Origin of the sequence: Blastococcus capsensis, assembly GCF_030165005.1 — a bacterium.
GTDB lineage: Bacteria > Actinomycetota > Actinomycetes > Mycobacteriales > Geodermatophilaceae > Blastococcus > Blastococcus capsensis.
The window spans coordinates 1-22,644 of sequence record NZ_JASNNW010000025.1; the positions used below are offsets into that span (position 1 = coordinate 1).

Below are 22,644 nucleotides of genomic sequence, written 5' to 3' on the forward strand. Positions count from 1 at the left end.
CCCCCCCCCGGCACCTGTCCGACGGCGGTCGTCAGCCCCCGCCCGGATTGCTCCTGCGCCTGACGTGACCGTTCAGGTGCCCGACAGACAGCCCTCGTCCGTGATGGGGAGAAAACGTGCTCGGTCTGTTCGTCCGCCGGTTGCTGGTGAGCATCCCTCTGCTGCTCGTCGTCAGCTTTCTCATCTTCAGTCTGATCGTCCTCGTTCCCGGCGACCCGGCTGTCGCGCTCGCCGGTCCCCAGCCCACTCCGGAAGCCATCGAGGCGGTACGGGAACGGCTGGGGCTCAACGACCCGTTCCTCGTCCAGTACTGGGACTGGCTCAGTGGCGCCCTGACCGGCGACCTCGGCAACTCCCTCTTCACCGGTCAGACCGTCTGGGAGTCGATCATCGCCCGACTCCCGGCGACGCTGTCCCTCGCCGCGGCCGCCCTCGTGCTCGCCGTGATCCTCGGTCTCACGATCGGGGCTGTGGCCGGACTGCGCCCGGGCCGGCTGATCGACCGACTGGCCACCTTCCTCGCCAGCCTGGGGGTCGCGATCCCCTACTTCTGGCTCGGCATGATGCTGGTGCTGTTCCTGGCCATCCAGAACCCCTGGCTGCCGGCGGTGGGCTACGTACCCTTCTCGGATGACCCGGTGCAGTGGTTGCTGCACCTCGTGATCCCGGCGACAGCGCTGGCTCTCGCGCCCGCTGCCGTCATCGCCCGACAGACGCGGGCTGCCGTATCCACGGTCATGGCCGAGGACTATGTCCGCACGGCGAGGGCCAAGGGCTTGAGCCCACGGCGCGTCGTCGGCAAGCACGCCATGAAGAACGCGGCACTGCCGGTGGTCACGGTGTTCGGCATCGAGGCGAACCGGTTGATCGGCGGCACCGTCGTCATCGAGCAACTGTTCGCGATGCCCGGCATCGGCCAGCTGGCCTACCAGGGGGTCTTCTCCCGCGACTTCCCGATCGTTCAGGGAGTCCTTCTCGTCACGGCCTTGATGGTGCTCTTCATCAACATCCTCGTCGACGTCTCCTACGGCTACTTCAACCCACGGATCCGACAGTCATGAATCTTCCTAGTGCGGGGCGCCGGAGCCGGACGGACCAGGCGCAGACCGCCGTTACTGACGACGGATCGCTCTCGCCCGGCGTGGACCCCCATCAGCCGTCGGGGAGCGAGTCGCCCCCCAGCGCCCCGTCGGACTCGGCCCCGGGAACCGGCGAGGCGGCCGCGCCGGTCCGGTCCCCCGGGCTCCGGCGGTTCCTCCGTCGATTCGCCAGCAATCGTGTCTCCGTGGTGGCGCTCGGCATCCTTTTTCTCATCATCCTGGCGGCGGTGTTCGCCCCCTGGCTGGCGCCCTACGATCCCAACGCCATCGACGTCCGCAACCGGCTGAGTGCGCCGAGCGCCGTTCACTGGCTCGGGTCGGATGCGCTGGGCCGGGATACCTTCAGCCGCATCCTCTACGCAGGCCGGGCCTCGCTGTTCGCAGCGGCGACGGCCGTCGGTATCGCTGTTGCGGTCGGCGTCCCGTTCGGCCTCATCGCCGGCTACGTCGGCGGCCGGGTCGACTGGATCCTCGGCCGGGCCGCGGACGTGCTGATGACGTTCCCGGCGATCATCCTCGCGATCGCGATCATCGCCGCGACCGGTCCCGGGCTCACGAACGCGATGATCGCCCTGGGCATCGTCTACTCCCCCCGTCTCTTCCGGGTCGTACGCAGCGCGACGCTCGGCGTGCGGGCGGAGACCTACATCGAGGCCTCGGTGAGCATCGGGACGCCGGCGCACAGCATCATCGCGCGGCGGATCCTGCCGAACATCCTGTCACCCCTGCTGGTGCAGATCTCGCTCATGCTGGCGGCGGCTCTCCTGGCCGAGGCGGCTCTGAGCCTTCTTGGGCTCGGCGTGGTCCCACCGACTCCCAGCTGGGGAAACATGCTCGGTAACGCCTTCGGGGACATCCGAAGCTCGCCATTCCTCGTGTGGTGGCCAGGACTTGCGATCGCGGTGACGACTCTCTGCTTCAACCTCATCGGCGACGGGCTTCGCGACTCCCTCGGGCGCGAGGTAAGAAAGGGTGACTGACCATGCGCGATGACGTAGCCACGGTCGAACCGTCGAGGTCGACGTCGCTCCCCGAGGATGCGGACCGCATTCTCCAGGTCGACGGATTGAGCGTCGACTTCGCTACCGACCACGGTTGGGCCAATGTCGTCTCCGACGTCTCGTTCAGCGTCGGGCAGGGAGAAATCGTCGGGTTGGTCGGTGAGTCCGGCTCGGGCAAGACAGTGACCGGTCTGTCCATCCTCGGGCTGGTTCAGCGCCCGCCGGGGAGGCACGCGGGCGGACACATCTGGTTCGACGGCCGCGACCTGACCGCGATGTCCGACAAAGAGATGCGCGATGTACGCGGCAACGAGATCTCGATGATCTTCCAGGAGCCGATGACGAGCCTCAACCCGGCATTCACCGTCGGCGATCAGATCGCGGAGACGGTACGCCGGCACCGGGGTGGCAGCCGCAAGGCCGGGATGCAGCGCGCGGTGGAGGTGCTCGAACTGGTGGGCATCCCGAACGCCACCCAGCGTGTCCGGTCCTATCCGCACGAGTTCTCGGGCGGCATGCGGCAGCGGGCCATGATCGCCATGTCACTGGCCTGCGAGCCGAAGATCCTCCTCGCCGACGAACCCACCACGGCTCTCGATGTGACCATCCAGGCCCAGATCCTCGAGCTGCTCGGATCGATGCGGGAGGGGATCGGCATGGGTGTACTGCTCATCACCCACGATCTGGGTGTGGTCGCGGAGGTCTGCGATCGAGTCGTCGTCATGTACGCCGGCCAGGTCGTCGAGCAGTCCCCCGTGGCACCGATCTTCGAACGGCCGAGGATGCCCTACACCGAAGGACTGCTCTCAGCCATGCCGCAGGTCGGCGCCCGAAGCGGACGCCTGGCCTCCATCCCGGGACGCACGCCGGAGCCCTGGAACATGCCGCCGGGATGCCGCTTCCACCCCCGTTGTCCCTACACGGAGCCCAAGTGCACCGAGGGACCCATCCCGCTGGAGCCAGTCGGAGCCGGGTGGCTGAGCCGGTGCGTGCGCACGCACGAGCTCGAACTGAACGGAGCGAAGTGACGGAGAACCTGCTGGAGGTCGAGCACCTGCACGTCACCTTCAGGAAGAAGCGCCTGTTCGGGCCGGAGCACGCCGTCCGGGCAGTCAACGACGTCGGCTTCGAGATCGCGACCGGAGAGACTCTCGGCCTGGTGGGTGAGTCGGGGTCCGGCAAGTCGACAACCGGGCGTGCGGTCCTCCAGCTGGTTCCGGTCGAGTCCGGCGAGATCCGCATGGGAGGCCGCGATGTCGCCGGCTACAAGGGCAAGGCACTGCGGCGACTCCGCGCAGAGATGCAGATGGTCTTCCAGGACCCGTACTCCTCGCTCGACCCCTCGGCACCGGTCGGTGCCAGCATCGCGGAGCCGTTGCGGGTCCACCGGGGCCAGTCGAGGAAGGACAGCCGAGGGCGGGTCGCCGAGCTGCTGGACCTGGTCGGGCTCCGCCCGAGTCACGCCGACCGCTATCCCTACGAGTTCTCCGGTGGACAACGCCAGCGGGTAGCGATCGCTCGAGCGCTGGCGCTGAATCCCAAGCTGATCATCTGTGACGAGGCGGTGTCGGCGCTGGACGTGTCGACGCAGAACCAGGTCATCAACCTGCTCGAGGACCTTCGGGAGCAGTTCGGGCTGTCCTACCTGTTCATCGCTCACGATCTGGCCGTGGTGCGGCACATCTCGCACCGGGTGGCCGTCATGTATCTCGGCCACATCGTCGAGGTCGGGCCGACGGAGCGCGTCTACACCCGCCCCGCGCACCCGTACACGCAGGCTCTGCTCTCCGCGATCCCCGTGCCGGACCCGACACATCGGAACAGGGATCGGATCCTGCTGCGGGGCGACCTCCCCGACCCCTCGAACCCACCGTCCGGTTGCCCGTTCCACACCCGCTGTGCCTACGCCATGGATGTCTGCCGCCAGGTGATGCCGGAGATGACGCCGATCGACGGTGGCGGGGCGACCGCGTGCCACCTGCAGACGTCCGGCCCGGTTCTGAAGGGTGCGTCGCTCGCCGAGCTGGGCATGCCCGGCCGGCAGCGTCTCGACGCGACTCAGGACGACCACCGTCCGAGCCTCCTCACCGTTTCCGACGGCGGGCGCACTATCGGTGACGAGAAGTGACCGGTCCCTTCGACGGCCTCACCGTGGTGGAGTTCGGTCAGTTCGTCGTCGTCCCCTTCTGCGCCCAGCTCCTGGCCGATGCGGGGGCCAGGGTCATCAAGGTGGAGCCGCCGACCGGCGATTCGTACCGGTCCGGGCCCGCGCAGCTCGCACCTGGGGAGACTCGTCAGTTCCTGATCAAGAACCGCGGCAAGGAAAGCATCGCCATCGATCTTGCCCACCCGGAGGCACCCGCGGTCGTCCACCGGCTCATCGAGGCGGCTGACGTCGTCCTCGTTAATCTCAGTCCCGCCGCTGTGGAACGCCGCGGGCTCGACTACGACAGCGTGGCCGGCATCAACCCCCGGGCCGTCTACGGCGCGGTCACGGCGTTCGGCCACGTCGGCCCGGAGGCCGGGCTGCCGGGTATGGACGTGGTCGTCCAGGCGCGGTCCGGCCTGATGACGTCCCTCGCGGCGGAAGAGGACGGCCTGCCTCGACACAGCGAGGTGCAGCTGGCGGACTACTCGACGTCCCTCCTCCTGTTCGGCGGCATCGCTTCGGCTCTGTACGTCCGCGAGCGGACGGGCGTCGGCCAGCGGGTCGATGCCTCCTTGCTCGGCACCGCCCTCACGATCCAAAACAACTCCCTGGCGCACGTCTACGGGGAGGACGACTGGCGGCACGAGTTCGTCGAGACACGTCTCCCGGAGCTCCGCCGCGCCGGGGCGCCGCACGCCGAGGTGGAACAGGTTCGCCGCAGCATGCGTCCCGATCCGCCCAGCCACACCGCCCACTACCGCGTGTTCCGCACGCAGGACGGCAGCATCTCGATCGGCGCCGGAAGCGGGCACGCCCGTCGACGCCTCGCCGAGGTGACGGGGCTCGACGGCTCCTTGGCGGACACCGACCCAGCAGGTTTCGGTGTCCGCCTGGCGGGGGTCCTGGCCAGCCGGACGAGCGCTGAGTGGGTCGAGCTGTTCCGGGCCAACCAGGTCCCGGTCGCCGAGGTACGCCATCTCGAGGAGATGTTCTTCGATCCCCACATCGAGGCCGAGGGTCTGGTAGCCGACTACGACCACGAGACCGTCGGTCGCTACCGGGGTATCGGAGTTCCGCTCCGCTTCAGCGCAACACCCATGCGGGCTCACGCACCCTCACCGTCCTTCGCCCGCCACACCACGGCGCTGCTCACCGAGCTCGGGTTCGCCGAAGCAGATGTCACCGCCCTGATCGAGGCGGGCGCAGTCGTGGCCGGATCGCCGGTCGATGCGGCGGCCGATCCGTCTTCCGTTCCCGGCCCCTCAAGGAGGTAGTAGTGGAGTTCGCCCCGACCACCCTGACCGCTGCAGAAGAGGAACTGCGGTCCGAGGTCCGGGAGTTCCTCGCCGAGGAACTCCCGCCCGACTTCCGACCGGGACTCGGCATGGCCGCCGGCCACAACCCCGGATTTTCGCGCAAGCTGGCCGCCCGAGGCTGGGTGGGGATGGCGATCCCGCCCCAGTACGGCGGGCACGGACGGACCGCGGTGGACCGCTTCATCGTGACCGAGGAGCTGCTCGCAGCGGGCGCCCCTCTCGGGGCCCACTTCGTGGCCGACCGGCAGACCGGCCCCGCGTTGCTGCACTACGGCACGGAGGAGCAACGGCAGCGCTTCCTGCCCGCCATATCGGCGGGAGAGTGCTGGTTCTCCCTCGGCATGAGCGAGCCCGACTCCGGGTCCGACCTGGCCTCGGTCCGGACGGCGGCCACGAAGGTCGATGGAGGCTGGCTGATCAACGGCACGAAGATCTGGACCAGCGGCGCTCACCTAAACCACTACTTCGCCGTGCTGTGTCGCACCTCGCCCAACGAAGGGGACAGGCATGCCGGCTTGAGTCAGCTGATCGTCGACCTGTCGGCACCGGGAGTGAAGATCTCGCCGATCCCCTACCTCGACGGTAGCCACCACTTCAACGAGGTCCTGCTCCAGGACGTGTTCGTCCCGGACGACATGGTCCTTGGCGAGGTCGGTTCAGGGTGGCGGCAGGTGACGTCGGAGCTGGCCTACGAGCGGTCCGGGCCCGATCGCTACCTGAGCACCTTCAACGTGTACCGCGAGATGCTGCGCGAGCTGGCCGATCAACCACTGGATGACACCCAAACCCGAACGGTGGGATACCTGGCGGCCCGGTTCTGGACGATCCGGCAACTCTCCCTGTCGGTCGCCCGGCTCATCGACGCGAGGAGAGCGCCCGCCATGGAGGCCGCGTTCGTGAAGGACATGGGCACCGTCTTCGAGCAGGAGTCCATCGGCCTGCTGCGCGCCGCCGCGGACCGAGAACTCGACCCCGGTAGGGGTTCGCTGTTCGCTCGGCTGCTGGCAGAGGCAATCCTCACCGGTCCGTCCTTCACCCTTCGCGGCGGGACCACCGAGGTGCTGCGTTCCGTCGCCGCGAAGGGTCTGGGCCGATGAACGACGAACGACGGATGCTCGTCGACGCTGCCACGTCCATCTTCGAAGATCTGTGCTCGCCCGAAACCGTGCGTGCTGCCGAGCAGTCCGGCTGGCCGGGGCCCCTGTGGAGCGCGCTCGCCGAGGCCGGGTTCCCCTGGGTGTCGGTACCCGAGCAGCACGGCGGTTCCGGAGGCTCGGTCGCTGACGCCTGTGCGCTGCTGCGTGTCGCCGGCGCCTTCGCAGCGCCCGTACCGCTCGCCGAGACCGGCCTGCTGGCCGGCTGGGCGCTGTCGTCAGCGGGCCTGGAGCTCCCGTCCGGGCCCGCGACCGTGGGTGTCGGGAACCGCGACGACACTCTCGGACTGACGGGCAGTCCCGGCTCGTGGCGACTGAGCGGACAGCTGCACCGAGTGCCGTGGGCCCGCGAGAGCGAGCGCATCGTCGCCATCGCGCAGCAGCACGGCCAGGCCTACGTGGTGTCGGTGAAACCGGATGACACGAGGATCGAGCCCGGCCGGAACCTCGCCGGTGAGCCACGGGACACCGTTCGTCTCGATGGTGTGGCGACCTCCGACGATGCGGTGGCACCCGCCCCCGACGGGGTGTCCACGGACGCGCTGGTCCTGCGCGGTGCGCTCGCACGGGCCGCGCTGATGTCCGGTGCGCTGTCCCGCGTCAGTGCGATCACGATCCGCTACACCAACGAGCGGCAGCAGTTCGGGCGGCCGATCGCACGCTTCCAAGCCGTTCAGCAGCATCTGGTCAAGATCGCCGAGCAGACGGAGGCGGCCATCATGGCGGTGACGGCGGCAGCCGGGAACGCCGTCAGAGCGTGCGACTTCTTCGACGTCGCCGCCGCCAAGATCGTGGCGGGCGAGGCGGCCAACATCGCGTCCGCCTCATCGCACCAGGCCCACGGAGCGATCGGTATGACGAAGGAGTACGAGCTCGGTCAGCTGAGCCGGCGACTGTGGTCCTGGCGGGACGAGTTCGGCAGAGCCGAGGACTGGAGCCGATTGCTCGGGCGGCAGGTGGCAGAGGCGGGATCCGACGCGCTCTGGCCCCGCATCTCCACGGGTCTGTTCAGCAACGCCTGATACCACCTCACCTCGGAAAGGACTGGCCTTGCGCACTGAAAATGGTCTCTCGGTCGAGGTCGTCGACCGTGTCGCCCGCGTCACCATCGACCGGCCGGAGCGCCTCAATGCACTGAGCACGGGCCTGATGAAGGACATCGTCAGCACGTTCAGCGCATTCGACACCGACGACGACGTGTGGGCGGTGCTGCTGACCGGCAGCGGCGACCGCGCCTTCTCCGCCGGCGTGGACCTCAAGGAGGTCAACCAGAACGATGCTGCGTCCCGGCCCCCGACGATGCCCATGGGCGGTGCCGAACGCAACGTCTTCGAGACGGTGCTCGAGTGCAGCAAGCCGGTGGTTGCCGCGCTGAACGGTGTCGCTGCCGGGGGTGGTTGCGAGCTGGCGCTCGCCTGCGACGTCCGGCTGGCTGCCGACCACGTCCGCATCGGCCTGCCGGAGGCCAAGCGCGGCATGGGGGCCAACTTCGGGTGCCAGTTGCTCCCGCGCATCGTGCCCCGCGGCATCGCCTACGAATGGCTGTACACGGGTGAACTCGTACCGGCCCAGGAGGCTCATCGGTGGGGCCTGGTGAACCGGGTGATCCCGGCCGCTTCGCTGCTCGACGAGGCAGTCGCCCTGTGCCGGCAGTTGGTCGCCAATGCACCGCTGACCATCCGCCGTTACAAGGCGATGATCGGACGGGGCGGCGAACTTCCCCTGTCGGCAGCACTCCGCTTGAACGTCGGTCCGAACCCGTATCACAGCGAGGACCGCGCCGAGGGGGTAGCAGCCTTTGTGGAGAAGCGGGATCCGGTGTGGAGGGCACGGTGAGATCCGGCTTTTCCCTCCCCGCATGAGAACGCCAGGCGCCGCGCAGGCTGTGGACGCGACGCGTCCGCCGTCGATCGCGGGGCCGAGCGCAGCGGCAGTGGCGGTGGCCACCATGACCGTGCTGCCGCTGTCGCTCGTGGGCGGGCTGGCCATTCAGCTGAGCGCCGACCTGGAGATACCGGTCAGCGCGCTCGGGGCGGCATCCGCGGCGTTCTTCGGCGCCGGGACGGTGATGTCGCCCTTCGCGGGCGTCCTGGTCGCCAAGTTGGGTTCTCGTACCGCGATGCGTGTGTCGGCTGTCGTGGTGGGCGCCGTTCTCCTGGTCACCGGGGCCTGGGTGAACTCACTGCCGATCCTGCTCCTCCTCCTTGCGTTCGGTGGAGCCGGCAACGCCCTGGCGCAGCCCGCGACGAACCTGTTCCTGGCACAGCGGGTCACCGTCGGCAGGCAGGGCACGGCGTACGGAGTGAAGCAGTCCGCCATCCCGGCATCGAGCCTGCTCGCCGGCGTCGCCGTTCCGGCGCTCGGCCTGACGGTCGGCTGGCGCTGGGCGTTCCTGCTGCTGGCGGTTCCCGCGATCGTCCTGGCGCTGTGGGCGCCTGGCGGCGGCGGCAGGGACCACTGGGCATCCGACGCCACGGCGCGCCGACGACTGCCACGCAAGACCCTCGTGGTGATCGCCGTGGGGGCCGGCGTGGCCGCAGCATGCGCCACGAGCCTGAGCATCTTCTTGGTGGCCGGCGCGGTAGAGGCCGGGTGGGGCGAGGCCCAGGCCGGGCTGCTCTTCGCCGGAGCGAGCGCGGTGGGGATCCTGGCGCGGCTGGGATCGGGTCTGCAGGCCGACCGCCGAGGCGCGAGACACTTGGAGGTGGTGGCCCTCATGTTGGCCCTCGGAGCCCTGGGCTTCGCCACACTGGCCTCCGGGGATCACCTTCTGTATGCACTTGGTGCCACGATCGCCTACGGCCTGGGGTGGGGCTGGCCAGGCCTCCTCATCCTGTCGGTGGTGCAGCTGAACCCACACGATCCGGCAGCCGCGACCGCCCTCACCCAGGTAGGGACCTCGAGCGGCGCCGTGCTCGGGCCCCTCGGATTCGGCCTCGTCGTCCAGCATTTCGGCTACGGCCACGCGTTCGGCGCAGGGGGAATCGGGCTGGCCATCGCGGCGGTGACCATTCTTCTGGCAGCCAAGCTCGCGGGAAGGGAGACGGCCGCCGATTCATAGTTGTTCCGCTGTCGACCATCGACCCGTCGTCCCAACCCGGAGGCTTTCGTGAAGACCAATCGTCAACTCGTCGAGGACTATTTCGACGCCTGCACGCGGGGAGACGTGGAGGCGATCACCAGGTCATTCTGCGCCGATGCCATCGTTTACGACTCCAACGCCCGCCCGGTTGCAGGAGCCGATGAGATCGGCCGATTCTTCGCGAAGGTACGTGAGCAGCGCGGCGACGCATCCTGGCATATCGACACATTCGTCGAGGGCGACAGTTCCGCTGCGTCCGAGTGGACCATGATCGACCGCAAAGAATCAGAGGCATTGGTCGTGCGCGGGTCTGAGCACTACGAGTTCCGGGACGGGCGGATCAGCCAGATCCGGCAGTACTGGACGCACGACCCGAAGGGCGCGCGAACGGGACTCCGCGACTACCCCTACGAGGCTGATCCCCGCTTTGTGAAGCCCTAGGGACCGGGACCCGCAAGGCGGCAGTGCGGGGACCTCCTCTCGCCGGGTCGAGATCGACCACCCCTCCCGGTCGCTCCGCGGGCCCGGGCGCCGGTACCGACGTGCCGGCGCCCGGGCGACGGTTGTGCTCAGGCTTCGCTGAGCAATTCGACCCAGTTCCCGTCGGGGTCCTCCACCATGGCGATGCGCACTCCCGGCCGCAATTCAGTCGGCGCTACCGGGATGCGCCTGCCCGCCGCCTCGCAGTCCGCGACCACCTGTTCGAGGTCGGCGACTGACAAAGTCCAGTAGCGGTATCCCGTCGCACCCCTCAGTCCGCCCGGAGCGGCATTGTCGGCAGGAGGTTTCCGGAGCGAGATGATTTTTACAATGCTGCCGCCGCAGCCCAGTCGGTGCATGGTGCCACCGGGCATCTCCGTCTGCCCGAGATCCTCCAATCCCAGAACGTCACGGTAGAAGGTCAGGCACCCATCCGGGTCCGCCGCGACGATGCCGAGGTCGATCGATTCCTTGGTGAGCTTGATAGCCATGGCGGAAGGCTAGTGGAGACCGGCCCTCATTTCCTCGACCAGGTACGCCGTCCGTCCGATATGCCGCGACCGGGGGCCGGACAATCCGGAGAACTCGCCGCCGAGCGACCCGAGCCGGCGTGGCGGCCGGGTCGGCGGCGGAGCGACTGGACCCTCAGGCGGGGAAGCGCCGACAGCGCCATGGCCACAGGCGCGGGTCTTCGGTCGGTCGGGTGCGGCAGTGGTCGACGAACGGCTCGGACAGGCCCGGGCCGGCCGAGGCTCGGATCGCGTTCTACACCGCTGGGACACCAAGGCTCAACGTCGGCCATGACCGATCGAGGGACACCTAAGGGCTTGGCAGCGAATTACATCGATGTAGTTAGCAGTCGACGGTGACGTGCGGAGTGATGGTGTAGTTCCACTCCGGGTGGAACGGATCGCCGTGGAGTCGGACGGCGCCGAGTTCGGCGTCGGTGACCTTGATCTTGTCGGGGTAGGCGCCCTCGTCGAGGCGGGCGTAGACCTTCAGCCCGGTGCCGGTGGTGGTCGAGGTGATCAGGTCGATGATCACCTGGCGGCTTTCCAGCGGTTTGCCACGCCTGTTCATCGTGATGAAGCTGAACAGCCGGTGCTCGATCCTGTTCCACTTGCTCGTCGCCGGCGGAAGATGGCAGACCCGGATGGTCAGGCCGGTGGTGTCGGCCAGTCGCTGCAGTTCGGTCTTCCACAGCCGGGTGCGGTTGCCGTTGGAGCCGCCGCAGTCGGCGGTGATCGTCAGCGTCGTCGCGGACGGGAAGCGCGCCCTGCCGAGGTGCTCCCACCAGGACTGGATCGAGGCGACGGCGAACTGCGCGGTGTCGTGGTCGACGCCGACGCTGACCCAGCCCTCGTTGTTCGCCAGGTCGTAGATCCCGTAGGGGATCGCCTTGCCCAGTTCCGGGTCCTTGAAGTCGTGGGTGCGCACCTCGACGGGCTCACCCTTCGGGTGCCACTCGCGGCCGGCGTTCTTGAAGTCGCCGACCAGTTCCTTCTTCTTGGTGTCGACGCTGATCACCGGCTGGCCGGCATCGAGAGCCTCGCTGACCGCGGCGTTGATGTGCCGGAACTGGGCGTCGCGGTCCGGGTGCTGGCGGCCCTCTCGAGCTTTGACGTTGGCCTGCAGGCTGAAGCCCAGCTGGTGCAGCAGTTGCCCGACCACGAAGTGACTGACCCGATGCCCTCGCTCGCCCAGTGCGGCGGCCAGCTCGCGGGTGGACTTGGCCGTCCAGCGCAGCGGCCGCTCGGGATCCCCACGAGCCTCGTCGTCAACCAGCCGCTGCAGGTCCGACAGCAGCGTCGGGTCGGTCTCGGTCAACGGCTTGCGCCCGCCCCCGGTGCGACGCACCCGGTCGGTCACCGGCGCGCCGCCCGCCAGTTCGGCCATGCCCGCGGTCACCGTCTCCGGATGCAGCCCGCTGGCCCGAGCAACCTGGGCGACTCCGCCCCGACCCAGCGCCCGCGCCTCGGCCCCGGCCAGCAGCCGCCGCTGCCGTTCGTTCAGGTGTGGGAACACGCTGGCGTACTTCTCGGCCAGCACCTCATCGGAAACCCCGGTCGTCGCCACTCACCAACCTTGGCCCTCCACCGCTCAACCTGGAGTTGATCCCTGCCGGGCCCTAAGGTAGTCAGGGATTCGCCGACGGCGGCGCGGCGGACGCTCCTTCGCAGAGAAGGCCGCGCAGATGAATGCGTTCCACGGTGTGGATCTACCGCCCGAGCTCCGGTCCCTGTACGAGACCGTCGGGCGGTTCGTGCACGACGAGATATCGCCCGCCGAGGCCGGTCTCGATCCGACGGCCCGGGCCCTTCCGGACGAGGTGCTGGTGCCCCTCCAGGAGAAGGCGCGGCGCAGTGGCTTCTGGTGCATGGACGCGCCGGCGGAGCTCGGCGGGGGCGGACTGTCGACCTTCGAGATGACGTTGGTGTGGGAACAGGCGAGCCGCCACCGGTTCGCCTTCCCGGTCCCCGGTGGTGGGGTGTTCGGCTACAGCCCCCCGGTGCCCCTCTACCGAGGCAGCCGGGACCAGATCGACCGCTTCGTCAGGCCGACAATCGAGCGGGGACTCAAGACCTTCACCGCGATCAGCGAGCCATCGGGCGGCTCGGACCCGGCTCGGGCCATGCGGACCACGGCCACCCGTCGCGGCGATCGATACGTCCTCAACGGTCGGAAGATGTGGTCGACGAACGCCGACGAGGCATCCTTCGGCGTGATCTACGCCCGGACCGACCCCGCCCGGGGGCGCAAGGGCATCAGTGCCTTCGTCGTCGAGTCGGGGACGCCGGGGATGCAGGTCTCGCCGGTTCCCGTCATGCGCAACCACTGGACCACCGAGATCGCCCTCGATGGTTGCGAGATTCCGGTCGAGAACCGGATCGGCGCAGAGGGCGAAGGCTTCGCCCTGGCCGAGCGGTGGATGGTCCGGGGGCGGCTGATGCTGGCGGCGCAGGCGCTCGGGGTCGCCGCGGAAGCGATCGCGATGGCGGTCGCCTGGGCGAAGGAGCGTGAAACGTTCGGAGCCCTCCTCGCCACTCGTCAGGGGATCCAGTTCCCTCTGGCCGACTCGCTGGTCGAGCTCAACGCGGCTCGACTCCTGACCTGGCAGGCCGCCCGGAAGGACGATGCCGGCCAGGACGCGCGACTGGACGCGTCGATGGCGAAGCTCTACTCGAGCGAGATGGGCTTCCGGGTGGTGGACCGCGCCATCCAGATCCTCGGCGGGATGGGGTTGAGCAAGGAGCTCAACCTCGAGCACTGGTTCCGGGACCTGCGGACCATGCGCGTCGTCGAGGGGGGCAGTGAGATTCAGCGTTTCCTGATCGCGCGGGACATGCTCGGTTCGGCTGCGATGGGACGGCCGGCTGCCGACGGGCGCGGCCCTGCAGCGGGCGGAAGCAATCCCTAGCAACGTCCGACCGGGCAGGGGAGGGCGGCGCACGCACCGGGATCGGTACCGTGCCGGGCGCGCGGCCGTTGTTGACACTGACGTCTATGTCACCTTAGCTGCTGATGATTTCCCCTCACGCCGGAGGCGTCGCCGATGACCGTGCCGCTGCCCACTTCCATGCCATCCGCGCCGTCGGCGGATCCGCGTCCGGAGCCGCCGGGGCAGGACCACGGCCTCTCCGGGCTCCAGGGCTTCCTCCGCCCGCGGGGCATCGCACTGCTGGGCATCTCCGGCCGCTCGGAAAACCTCATGGCCCGGCCGCTGCGCTACCTGGTCGAGCACGGCTACACCGGCGGCATCTACCCGGTGAACCCGAACTACGAGGAGCTGGTCGGGCAGCGGTGCTACCCGGCGCTGGCCGACGTGCCCGGGCCGGTCGACCTGGTGCTCGTGCTGGTCGCCGCCGACCGGGTCGAGGACGCCATCCGGCAGGCGGCCGCGGCCGGGGCGTCGGCCGCCGTCGTCTACGCCTCCGGCTTCGCCGAGGTGGGGCCCGAGGGGCTGGCCCTGCAGCAGCGCCTGGCGGCGGTGGCCCGGGAGACCGGCGTCCGAGTGCTCGGCCCCAACTGCCAGGGCTTCCTGTACGCGCCGACCGGCGTGGTCGCCACGTTCACCGCGGCGGCCGACCGGCCGCTCACCTCCGACAGCGGCGTGGCCTACGTCGGGCAGAGCGGCGCCGTCGGTGGCTCGGTGCTCGACCTGGCCACCGACATGGGCCTGGGCCTGTCGTTCTGGGCCAGCACCGGAAACCAGGCCGACCTGGACCTGGTCGCGGTCTCGCAGGAGCTCCTGGAGGACCCGGCCATCCGGGTCCTCATGCTCTACGTGGAGGCCACCGACGACGGGCAGGCCTACGCCTCGCTCGCCCGCCGGGCGCGCGAGACGGGCAAGCAGCTCGTGGTGCTCCGCTCGGGCCGCTCCAGCGCCGGACGGCGCGCGGTGGCCAGCCACACCGGCTCCATGCTGGGTGACGACGTCGCCTTCGTGCTCACGTCCGAGGAGCACGGCGTGGTGCTGGTCCACGACATCGACGAGCTGCTGTCGGTGGCCGCGCTGCTGTCCACCGGCAAGCGGTCGGAGGGGCGGCGGGTCGCCGTCGTCACCACCTCGGGCGGGGCCGGCAGCCTCGCGGCCGACCAGTGCGAGGACCTCGGCCTGGAGATGCCCGAGCTCTCCGCCGACACCCAGGACCGGCTGCGCCCGCTCATCCCGGCGTTCGGCGCGCTGGCCAACCCGGTCGACGTCACCGCCCAGCTGTTCAACCGGGGTGCGCACGCGTTCGGCGATGTCTGCCGGATCGTCGCCGACGACCCCTCGGTCGACGCGATCGCGGTCTTCGTGACGATGGTGGTCGGCGACGCCGGCGCGCGGCTGGCCGAGGACCTCGTGGCGACGGCGGCCAAGCTGCCGGTACCGCTGCTGGTGGGCTGGATCGCCGGCCAGGAGCTGACCACCGAGGGCCGGCGGGTGTTCCGCGAGGCGGGCATCCCGGTCTTCGGCTCGGTCGGCGACGTCGCCCGCGCCGCCGCGCGCATGGCCGCACCGGCGCACCGGGGCACCGCGCCGGCCCTGCCACCGTCGCCCGAAGTGCCGGCCGCCCGGGTCCGCGAGCTGCTCGGCGCCGATGCCGTCGACGGACCGGAGCTGCTGCGCGCGATCGGCATCGCCCAGCCGTCCTCGACGCTCGTCACCACACCGGAGGCCGCGCGCGACGCGGTCGCGGCGCTCCCGGGGCCGGGCGTGCTCAAGCTCGCCGCCGGCGATCTGGCGCACAAGAGCGAGGTCGGCGGCGTGCGGGTCGGCGTGGCGGCCGAGGAGGCGGCGGCGGTCTTCACCGAGCTGGTCGACGCCGCCCGCCGGCACCACGTGCCCGACGTGGAGGGCGTGCTGGTGCAGGAGCTCATCCCGCCGGGCACCGAGCTGATCCTCGCCGCGACCGCCGGCCGGGACGGCTTCCCGCCGGTGATCACCGTCGGCCTCGGCGGGGTCACCACGGAGCTGTACCGCGATCTCGCCTCCGGGCTGGCCCCGGTGAGCCCCGAGCGCGCCTGGTCGATGCTGCGTGGCCTTCGCGCGTGGCCGCTGCTCGCCGGCTTCCGCGGCGCCCCACCGGCCGACGTCGCGGCTGCCGTCGACGCGGTGGTGCGGCTGTCGCAGGCCGCCGTCGCCGGTGGCGAGCGGCTCGCGGAGTTCGAGGTCAACCCCCTGATCGTCGGGGCGCGGGGCGGTGGGGCGACCGCCGTCGACGTGCTGGTACGCACCACCGGGCACCGCGCCCCGCTCGGCGAATAGCACCACCGACACAGAGAGGCAGGACTTCCCCCGTGGGACAGGTACACCTGGAGAAGCAGGGCGGCGTCGCCGTCCTAACCGTCGACAACGTCGAGGTGAAGAACGGGCTGACGCCCGAGATGGGGATGCAGCTGTCGGAGCTGTGCGACGACATCGACGGCGACCCGGCCATCGGTGCCGCCGTCGTGTTGGGCAAGGGGGGCACGTTCTGCTCCGGTGCCGACCGCCGACGCTGGACGGCGGGCTCGGACCAGGCCGAGGACAAGACCTACAAGGAACTCGGCGCGGTCTACCAGGCGTTCAAGCGGGTCGGGACGCTGCAGGTGCCGACGATCGCCGCCGTCCGCGGCGCCGCCGTGGGCGCCGGCATCAACCTGGCGCTCGCCACCGACCTGCGGATCGTCTCCGAGACGGCCCGGCTGATGGCCGGCTTCCTCCGCATCGGTCTGCACCCCGGCGGCGGCTACTTCACGATCAGCTCCCGGACGGCCGGCCGCGAGGCGACTGCCGCGATGGGGCTGTTCAGCGAGGAGATCGACGGGGTGCGCGCCGCGGAGATCGGCCTGGCCTGGAAGGCCGTGCCGGACGACCAGGTCGAGGACCTGGCGCTGGAGCTGGCCGGGCGCGCGGCCAAGGACCCGGAGCTCGCCCGCGAGGCCGCCCGCTCCTTCCGCACCGAGGCCGGCCCCCCCGGGATCGGCTGGGAGGCCGCGCTGCACTTCGAGCGGGCCACCCAGATGTGGTCGCAGCGGCGGCGCGAGACTGCCTGACCGTCCCCGCCGGGCCGCCCTCCACCGGCGGCCCGGCGGGCACCCCGACCGGAGGAGGTCCGGCGATGCAGTTCGGCGCCACCACGCTCAGCCCCGCCGAGGAGTCGTTGCGCGCCGAGGTGCGCGAGTTCCTGGCCGAGCAGCTGCCCCCGGACCACCGCCCCGCGCTGGGGTTCGCCGGTCGGCACGACCCCGGGTTCTCCCGCACGCTCGCCGCCCGCGGCTGGGTGGGCATGGCGCTCCCGCCCGAGTACGGCGGCCACGGCCGCAGCGCGGTGGAGCGGTTCATCGTGGCCGAGGAGTTGCTGTCCGCCGGGGCCCCGATCGGCGCGCACTTCGTCGCCGACCGGCAGACCGGGCCGGCCCTGCTGCACTACGGCACCGAGGAGCAGCGGCGCCGGTTCCTGCCCGGCATCGCGGCCGGCGAGATCTACTTCTCCCTCGGCATGAGCGAGCCCGACTCCGGCTCCGACCTCGCCTCGGTGCGCACCCGCGCGACGAAGGTCGACGGCGGCTGGACGGTCACGGGCACCAAGGTGTGGACCAGCGAGGCGCACCGCAACCACTTCTTCGCGGTGCTGTGCCGGACCTCGCCGATGGAGGAGGGGCGCAAGCACGCCGGGCTGTCCCAGCTCATCGTCGACCTGCAGGCCCCGGGGGTGCGGATCTCGCCGATCCCGTTCCTGGACGGCTCGCACCACTTCAACGAGGTCGCGCTCGAGGACGTCTTCGTGCCCGACGACATGGTGCTCGGCGAGGTCGGCTCGGGCTGGCGGCAGGTGACCAGCGAGCTGGCCTACGAGCGCAGCGGCCCCGACCGGTGGCTGTCGACGTTCCCGGTGCTGCGGGCGTTCGTCCGCGAGCACGCCGGCCCGGCGGTCGCCGACGACGAGGCGACGGTGATCGGGCGGTTCGCCGCCCGCTTCTGGGCGATCCGGCAGCTGTCGCTGTCGGTGGCGCGCGCCCTGGACGCCGGGGAGGCGCCGGCGGTCGAGGCAGCGCTGGTCAAGGAGGTGGGCACCCGGTTCGAGCAGGACCTGGTCGAGGCGCTGCGGGTGGCCGCCGAGACCGAGGTGGACCAGGGCACCGGCACGCTGTTCCAGCAGCTGCTGGCCGAGGCGGTGCTCACCTCGCCGAAGGTCACCCTGCAGGGCGGGACGACGGAGATCCTGCGGTCGGTGGCCGCGAAGGGGTTGGGCTCGTGAGCGAGGACCGGACCATGCTGACCGAGGTCGCCACCGGCGTCTTCCGCGATCTGTGCACCCCCGAGGACGTGGTCGCCGCCGAGACCTCCGGCTGGAGCGACCGGCTGTGGGCGGCGCTGGGGTCCTCGGGCTTCCCGTACGTATCGGTGCCCGAGGAGGCCGGCGGCTCGGGCGGCGACGTCGCGGACGCCTGCGCTCTCCTGGCCGTGGCCGGCCGGTTCGCCGCGCCGGTGCCGCTGGCCGAGGCCGGGCTGCTCGGCGGCTGGCTGCTGGCGGCGGCGGGGCTGGAGCTGCCGGTGGACGGGCCGCTGACCGCCTCGGCCGGCCGGCCCGACGACGTGGTGGAGCTCTCCGGCGGCCCGGGCGCATGGCGGCTGACCGCGCGGGTGCACCGCGTGCCGTGGGGCGGCCGCAGCGCGCGGGTGGCGCTGCTGGCGCCGGCCGGCGGGAGGGCCTGCGTGGTCTCGGCGCCGACCGCCGCGGCGCGGGTGACCCCGGGCCGCAACCTCGCCGCGGAGCCGCGGGACGCCCTGGCATGGGACGACGTCCCGCTGGCCGACGAGACCGTCGCTTCCGCACCGGCGGGCGTGGACGACGATGCGCTGCGGCTGCGCGGCGCGCTGGGCCGGGCGGCGCTGATCTCCGGCGCGCTGGCCCGGGTGAGCGAGCTGACGTTGCGCTACACCGGCGAGCGGGAGCAGTTCGGCCGGCCGATCGCCCGCTTCCAGGCGGTGCAGGCGCACCTGGTGACGATCGCCGAGGAGGCCCAGCTGGCCGGCCTGGCGGTCGAGGTGGCGGCGCGCAACGCGCGGCCGGAGCCGGGGTTCTTCGACGTCGCGTCGGCCAAGGCGGTGGCCGGCGAGGCGGCGACCGTGGCAGCCCGGGCCTCGCACCAGGCGCACGGCGCCATCGGCATGACCAAGGAGTACGAGCTCGGCCAGCTGACCCGGCGGCTCTGGTCGTGGCGGGACGAGTTCGGCAGCGAGCGGTATTGGAACCGGGTACTCGGGCGGCGCCTGGCCGACGCCGGCGCCGACGAGCTGTGGCCGCGGATCTCGACGGGGCTGGTGAACGCATGAACAGCGACTGGGACCTGGCCGTCGTAGGTGCCGGCGTGGCGGGCCTGACCGCCGCGCGGGTGGCGGCCGAGGCGGGGCTGCGGGTGGTGGCCTACGACCGGATGACCCCGGGCGGGCAACTGGTGAATCTCACCACGCTGCACGACGTGCCGGAGCCGGGCGAGGTCACGTCCTCGGCCGGGCTGCTGGGCCGGCTGGTGGCCGAGGCCGAGGCGGCCGGGGTGACGATGTCCTTCGCCGAGGTCACCCGGGTGCGTGCCGGTGCCGCGCCGCGGCTGGAGACCTCCGAGGGGGAGGTCGGCGCCCGCGCGGTGGTGGTGGCGACCGGGTTGACCGCCGGGCGGCTGGGGCTGCCGGGCGAGGAGCTGCTCGTCGGCCGGGGGATCTCCACCTGCGCGGGCTGCGACGGGCCGCTGTTCCGCGGGCGGGCGGTGGCGGTCGTCGGCGACGACGACTGGACCGCCGAGGAGGCGCTGGAGCTGGCCGAGGTCGCCACCGCGGTCACCGTGCTGGTGCCCGGGCAGCCGCGCTGGTCGGGGGAGCGGGTCGGGCGGCTGGCTGCGTCGGCCCGCGTCGAGGTGCTGACCGGGGCGACGGTGACGGCCCTGCGCGGCGAGGGCGTGCTGTCCGGCGTCGTCGTCGCCACGGCCGGGAGCGAGCGGGAACTGGCCGTCGACGGGCTGTTCCCCTACGTCGGACGGCGGGGGCCGGGCGCCCTGGTCGACGGGCTGCCCACGGACGAGGCGGGCCGGCTGCGCACCGAGGGCGGCGTGCGCACCGCCGTCCCCACGGTCTTCGTGGCCGGTGACGCCCGTTCCGCGGCGACCGGGTCGGTGCCGTCGGCGGGAGCCGACGGCGAGGCCGCCGGTGCGGCGGCGGTGGCGATGCTGCGCCCGGCGGGGGGCCCCGGCCTCCGGATCGTGGACCCGACCTTCGGTGTCCAGCCGGCCGACTCCGCGGCGGAGGCGCAGGCCGGGGGGACGGCGGACTGGTCGGAGGTGGCGCTGTTCTCGAATTCGAAGCCGAACGCCACGGAGCTGTTGCGCGGGGTGGGGGAGCGGCTGCAGGAGCACTGGGAGCTGCCCGAGCTCGGTTTCGCCAGCAAGCCCAACGCCTCCGCGGCTGCCGACAAGGACGTCATCGACTGGCTGTCGCAGCGTTACAAGATGGTGCTCGTGGCGGTCGGTGACTAGGGCTCGTGCTCGTCGTGGAGTCTCCACGACTCGGTGGAACTGGAGAAGCGTGGCGCCGTGGCACCGCTGCTGGTGACCTCGACGTTCCTGCCGCTGGTGGAGGCGCAGGCGAAGGCCCGGCGGGTGACGCCGCGGATCGTCGTCGTGCCGCACCCGGTCGGTGGGCTGAACGAGGCAGAGCTGGCCGAGCGGATCGAGGCCGCGGCCGGTGCGCTGCTGCCGCTGGCCGACGAGGCGCGGGGTAGCGCATGACGGACACGGAGGTGATCGAGCTCCCCGGCGTCACCGAGGAGACCTGGCACGAGGTCGCCTGGGAGCGCGGCTGGGGTGACGGGCTGCCGACGGTGCCGCCCACGCCGGCGCGGGTGGCGGCGGCGTTGACGGCGCTCGAGGGCATCGACCTGGAGTTGGGTCCGGTGCCGCCTTCCGGGCTGGTGCCGACCCGGGAGAGCTTCGCGGCGAACGCGGTGATGGCCGGGTGCCGCCCGGCGGACCTGCCGGTGGTGCTGGCGGCGGTGCGGGCGATGCTCGCGCCGGAGTACAACCTGCACGGCGTGCTGGCGACGACGCACCCGTGCGCGCCGCTGGTGGTCGTCGGGGGGCCGGTGCGGACTGCGGTCGGTCTCAACTCCGGCGGCAACTGCTTCGGGCAGGGCACGCGGGCCAACGCCGTCATCGGCCGGGCGGTGCAGCTGGTCACCACGCACATCGGGGGCGCGCGGCCGGGGTCGATGGACCGGTCGACGCAGGGCACCCCGGCGAAGTACTCGTGGTGCTTCGGCGAGAACGAGGAGGAGAGCCCCTTCGAGCCGTTCTCGGTGCGCCGCGGGTTCGCGCCGGGGGAGTCGATGGTGACGGTGGCGGCCTGCGAAGGGCCGCACAACATCAACGACCACGGGTCGACGACGGGTCTGGGCCTGCTCATGACGATCGCCGGCACGATGACCGACGCGGGGTCCAACAACGTGTACGTCAAGGGCCCGCACTTCCTGGTGCTGGGCCCGGAGCACGCGGCGACGCTGCACCGCGACGGGTGGACGGTCGACGCGATCCGCGACTGGCTGTGGGAGCGGGCGCGGATGCCGGTGTCGCAGTTCTCCGAGGAGAACCGCCGGCAGTTCGAGGACTGGGGAGTGAAGCCCGACGGCGACATGTACACGGTGAGCACCGGGCCGGAGATGCTGCACGTCCTGGTGGCCGGCGGGGCCGGGAAGCACTCGGCGTGGATCCCGTCGTTCGGCGCGACGGCGGCGGTGTCGCGCCCGGTGCCGGTCGCGCGGTGACCTCGCCGGACCTGCCGCTGGTCGCCGACGACGCCGACCCGGCCGCGGTGCTGGCCGACCTGCTGGCGGGCGGGCACGGGGACGGGCTGCCGGTGGTGCCGCCGACCGCGGCCCGGGTGGAGGCGATGCTGGCCGGGGTTGCGGCGCCCGACGAGGAGTTCGGTCTGGTGCCGCCGCTGTTCGGGGCGCTCAGCGTGCGGGCGGTGGCCTGGTACGCGGTGCTGGCCGGCTGCCGGGTCGACGAGCTGCCGGTGGTGATCGCCGCCTGCCGGGCGGCGCTGGCGGACTCGTTCAACCTGCTGGGGATCTCGACGACGACCGGTGCGCCGGCGGTGGCGGTGCTGGTGCACGGGCCGGGGGCGCGCCGGCTGGGCATGACGTCGGGTGCGGGCGGGCTCGGGACGGGGAACCGGGCGAACGCCTGCATCGGTCGGGCGGTGTCGATGGCGCTGGCGGGGATCGGGGGCGCGACCGCGGGGCTCACCGACATGGCGACGATCGGCCAGCCGGCGAAGTACACCTGCTGCACGGCGGAGAGTTCGCGCCCGCTGCCGTCGCTGGCCCAGCGCCGCGGGCTCGGGGTGGACGTCGACGCGGTGACGGTGATCGGGGTCGGTGCCACTGTGGAGGTGCTGCCGGGGGAGGGCTACCGGGAGCCACCGTCGGTGCTGGGGCCGGCCGCGGCGGCGATGGCCGGGATGGTGCTCGCCATGGGGGATCCGGCGCGCGGCGCCCTCGGGGAGCAGTTCCTGCTGCTGCCGCCGGAGCCGGCGGAGCTGCTGGCGATGCACGGGTGGGGTTACGAGCGGATCGCGGAGTTCCTGTTCGAGCAGGGCACTGCGCTGCTGCAGGGCGCGGCGGCGTCGCTGGCCTTCCGGGCGGGGGTGCCGGCGTATGCGGCCTCGGGGCTGGCGGTGGCGGGGTCGCCGGCCGACGTGCACGTCGTCGTCACCGGGGGAGCAGGGGTGAAGATGCTCCTGCTGCCGACCTGGATGGGCGGGTCCCGATCGGTGACCGCGCCGGTGCTGCCGCTGGAACCGGTTTCCCGGGCGGGTTGACCACGGCTCGGTGCGCCTCGGT

Annotated in this window: 19 protein-coding genes and 1 pseudogene; 18 read left to right on the forward strand and 2 right to left on the reverse strand. The window is 71.5% G+C overall.

Going from position 1 to position 22,644, the window contains the following annotated elements; translation table 11 throughout:
• Window positions 1-116 precede the first annotated feature (116 nt).
• The 10 genes from QOZ86_RS18390 to QOZ86_RS18435 all read left to right on the forward strand — a co-directional run bounded on the left by QOZ86_RS18390 (window position 117) and on the right by QOZ86_RS18435 (window position 10,243).
• Window positions 117-1,061 (forward strand): ABC transporter permease, encoded by a 945-nt coding sequence (locus tag QOZ86_RS18390; protein WP_284493425.1) that lies wholly within the window; start codon window positions 117-119, stop codon window positions 1,059-1,061.
• Window positions 1,058-2,080, forward strand: a complete 1,023-nt coding sequence (locus tag QOZ86_RS18395; protein WP_284493426.1) for an ABC transporter permease — start codon at window positions 1,058-1,060, stop codon at window positions 2,078-2,080. Before QOZ86_RS18390 ends, QOZ86_RS18395 begins: the two co-directional genes overlap by 4 nt.
• A 2-nt stretch (window positions 2,081-2,082) precedes the next feature.
• Window positions 2,083-3,129: an ABC transporter ATP-binding protein gene (locus QOZ86_RS18400; protein WP_284493427.1), complete on the forward strand. Its 1,047-nt coding sequence runs from the start codon at window positions 2,083-2,085 to the stop codon at window positions 3,127-3,129.
• Window positions 3,126-4,229: an ABC transporter ATP-binding protein gene (locus tag QOZ86_RS18405; RefSeq protein WP_284493428.1), complete on the forward strand. Its 1,104-nt coding sequence runs from the start codon at window positions 3,126-3,128 to the stop codon at window positions 4,227-4,229. Before QOZ86_RS18400 ends, QOZ86_RS18405 begins: the two co-directional genes overlap by 4 nt.
• The gene (locus QOZ86_RS18410) at window positions 4,226-5,524 is read left to right on the forward strand and encodes a CaiB/BaiF CoA transferase family protein (RefSeq protein WP_284493429.1); all 1,299 of its coding nucleotides are present in this window, start codon (window positions 4,226-4,228) and stop codon (window positions 5,522-5,524) included. The genes QOZ86_RS18405 and QOZ86_RS18410 overlap by 4 nt, the downstream gene beginning before the upstream one ends.
• 2 nt (window positions 5,525-5,526) lie before the next feature.
• Complete coding sequence (locus tag QOZ86_RS18415; protein ID WP_284493430.1) at window positions 5,527-6,663, forward strand: acyl-CoA dehydrogenase family protein; 1,137 nt, start codon at window positions 5,527-5,529, stop codon at window positions 6,661-6,663.
• Window positions 6,660-7,742, forward strand: a complete 1,083-nt coding sequence (locus QOZ86_RS18420; protein WP_284493431.1) for an acyl-CoA dehydrogenase family protein — start codon at window positions 6,660-6,662, stop codon at window positions 7,740-7,742. The genes QOZ86_RS18415 and QOZ86_RS18420 overlap by 4 nt, the downstream gene beginning before the upstream one ends.
• Window positions 7,743-7,770: 28 nt before the next feature.
• A complete protein-coding gene (locus tag QOZ86_RS18425) occupies window positions 7,771-8,556 on the forward strand; it encodes an enoyl-CoA hydratase/isomerase family protein (protein ID WP_284493432.1) in 786 nt (261 codons plus the stop codon).
• A 112-nt stretch (window positions 8,557-8,668) separates the two neighbouring features.
• Window positions 8,669-9,781, forward strand: coding sequence for an MFS transporter (locus QOZ86_RS18430; protein WP_284493433.1), 1,113 nt, complete (start codon window positions 8,669-8,671; stop codon window positions 9,779-9,781).
• Between the two features lie 48 nt (window positions 9,782-9,829).
• Window positions 9,830-10,243, forward strand: a complete 414-nt coding sequence (locus QOZ86_RS18435; protein WP_284493434.1) for a nuclear transport factor 2 family protein — start codon at window positions 9,830-9,832, stop codon at window positions 10,241-10,243.
• 128 nt (window positions 10,244-10,371) lie between these two features.
• Here QOZ86_RS18435 and QOZ86_RS18440 read toward each other — a convergent pair whose 3' ends face one another.
• A complete protein-coding gene (locus tag QOZ86_RS18440; RefSeq protein WP_284493435.1) occupies window positions 10,372-10,773 on the reverse strand; it encodes a VOC family protein in 402 nt (133 codons plus the stop codon).
• 361 nt (window positions 10,774-11,134) lie between these two features.
• Window positions 11,135-12,358, reverse strand: coding sequence for an ISAzo13 family transposase (locus QOZ86_RS18445; RefSeq protein ID WP_284493436.1), 1,224 nt, complete (start codon window positions 12,356-12,358; stop codon window positions 11,135-11,137).
• A 118-nt stretch (window positions 12,359-12,476) separates the two neighbouring features.
• Here QOZ86_RS18445 and QOZ86_RS18450 point away from each other — a divergent pair, with 118 nt between their 5' ends.
• The 8 genes and pseudogenes from QOZ86_RS18450 to QOZ86_RS18490 all read left to right on the forward strand — a co-directional run bounded on the left by QOZ86_RS18450 (window position 12,477) and on the right by QOZ86_RS18490 (window position 22,622).
• On the forward strand, window positions 12,477-13,700 hold the full coding sequence (locus QOZ86_RS18450) for an acyl-CoA dehydrogenase family protein (protein WP_284493437.1): 1,224 nt from the start codon (window positions 12,477-12,479) through the stop codon (window positions 13,698-13,700).
• A 135-nt stretch (window positions 13,701-13,835) separates the two neighbouring features.
• A complete protein-coding gene (locus QOZ86_RS18455) occupies window positions 13,836-16,034 on the forward strand; it encodes an acetate--CoA ligase family protein (RefSeq protein ID WP_284493438.1) in 2,199 nt (732 codons plus the stop codon).
• A 32-nt stretch (window positions 16,035-16,066) separates the two neighbouring features.
• Entirely contained in the window at window positions 16,067-16,804 is a 738-nt protein-coding gene (locus QOZ86_RS18460; RefSeq protein ID WP_284493439.1) for an enoyl-CoA hydratase-related protein, read from the forward strand.
• Between the two features lie 65 nt (window positions 16,805-16,869).
• Complete coding sequence (locus QOZ86_RS18465; protein WP_284493440.1) at window positions 16,870-18,009, forward strand: acyl-CoA dehydrogenase family protein; 1,140 nt, start codon at window positions 16,870-16,872, stop codon at window positions 18,007-18,009.
• Window positions 18,006-19,088 carry an acyl-CoA dehydrogenase family protein gene (locus QOZ86_RS18470; protein WP_284493441.1) on the forward strand — a complete coding sequence of 361 codons (1,083 nt, stop codon included), beginning with the start codon at window positions 18,006-18,008 and terminating at the stop codon, window positions 19,086-19,088. Before QOZ86_RS18465 ends, QOZ86_RS18470 begins: the two co-directional genes overlap by 4 nt.
• A pseudogene (locus tag QOZ86_RS18475) lies at window positions 19,085-20,533 on the forward strand (UGSC family (seleno)protein). Before QOZ86_RS18470 ends, QOZ86_RS18475 begins: the two are co-directional and overlap by 4 nt.
• Window positions 20,530-21,564, forward strand: a complete 1,035-nt coding sequence (locus QOZ86_RS18485) for a hypothetical protein (RefSeq protein ID WP_284493444.1) — start codon at window positions 20,530-20,532, stop codon at window positions 21,562-21,564. The pseudogene QOZ86_RS18475 and the gene QOZ86_RS18485 overlap by 4 nt, the downstream one beginning before the upstream one ends.
• Window positions 21,504-22,622: a hypothetical protein gene (locus QOZ86_RS18490; RefSeq protein WP_284493445.1), complete on the forward strand. Its 1,119-nt coding sequence runs from the start codon at window positions 21,504-21,506 to the stop codon at window positions 22,620-22,622. The genes QOZ86_RS18485 and QOZ86_RS18490 overlap by 61 nt, the downstream gene beginning before the upstream one ends.
• Window positions 22,623-22,644: the final 22 nt, after the last annotated feature.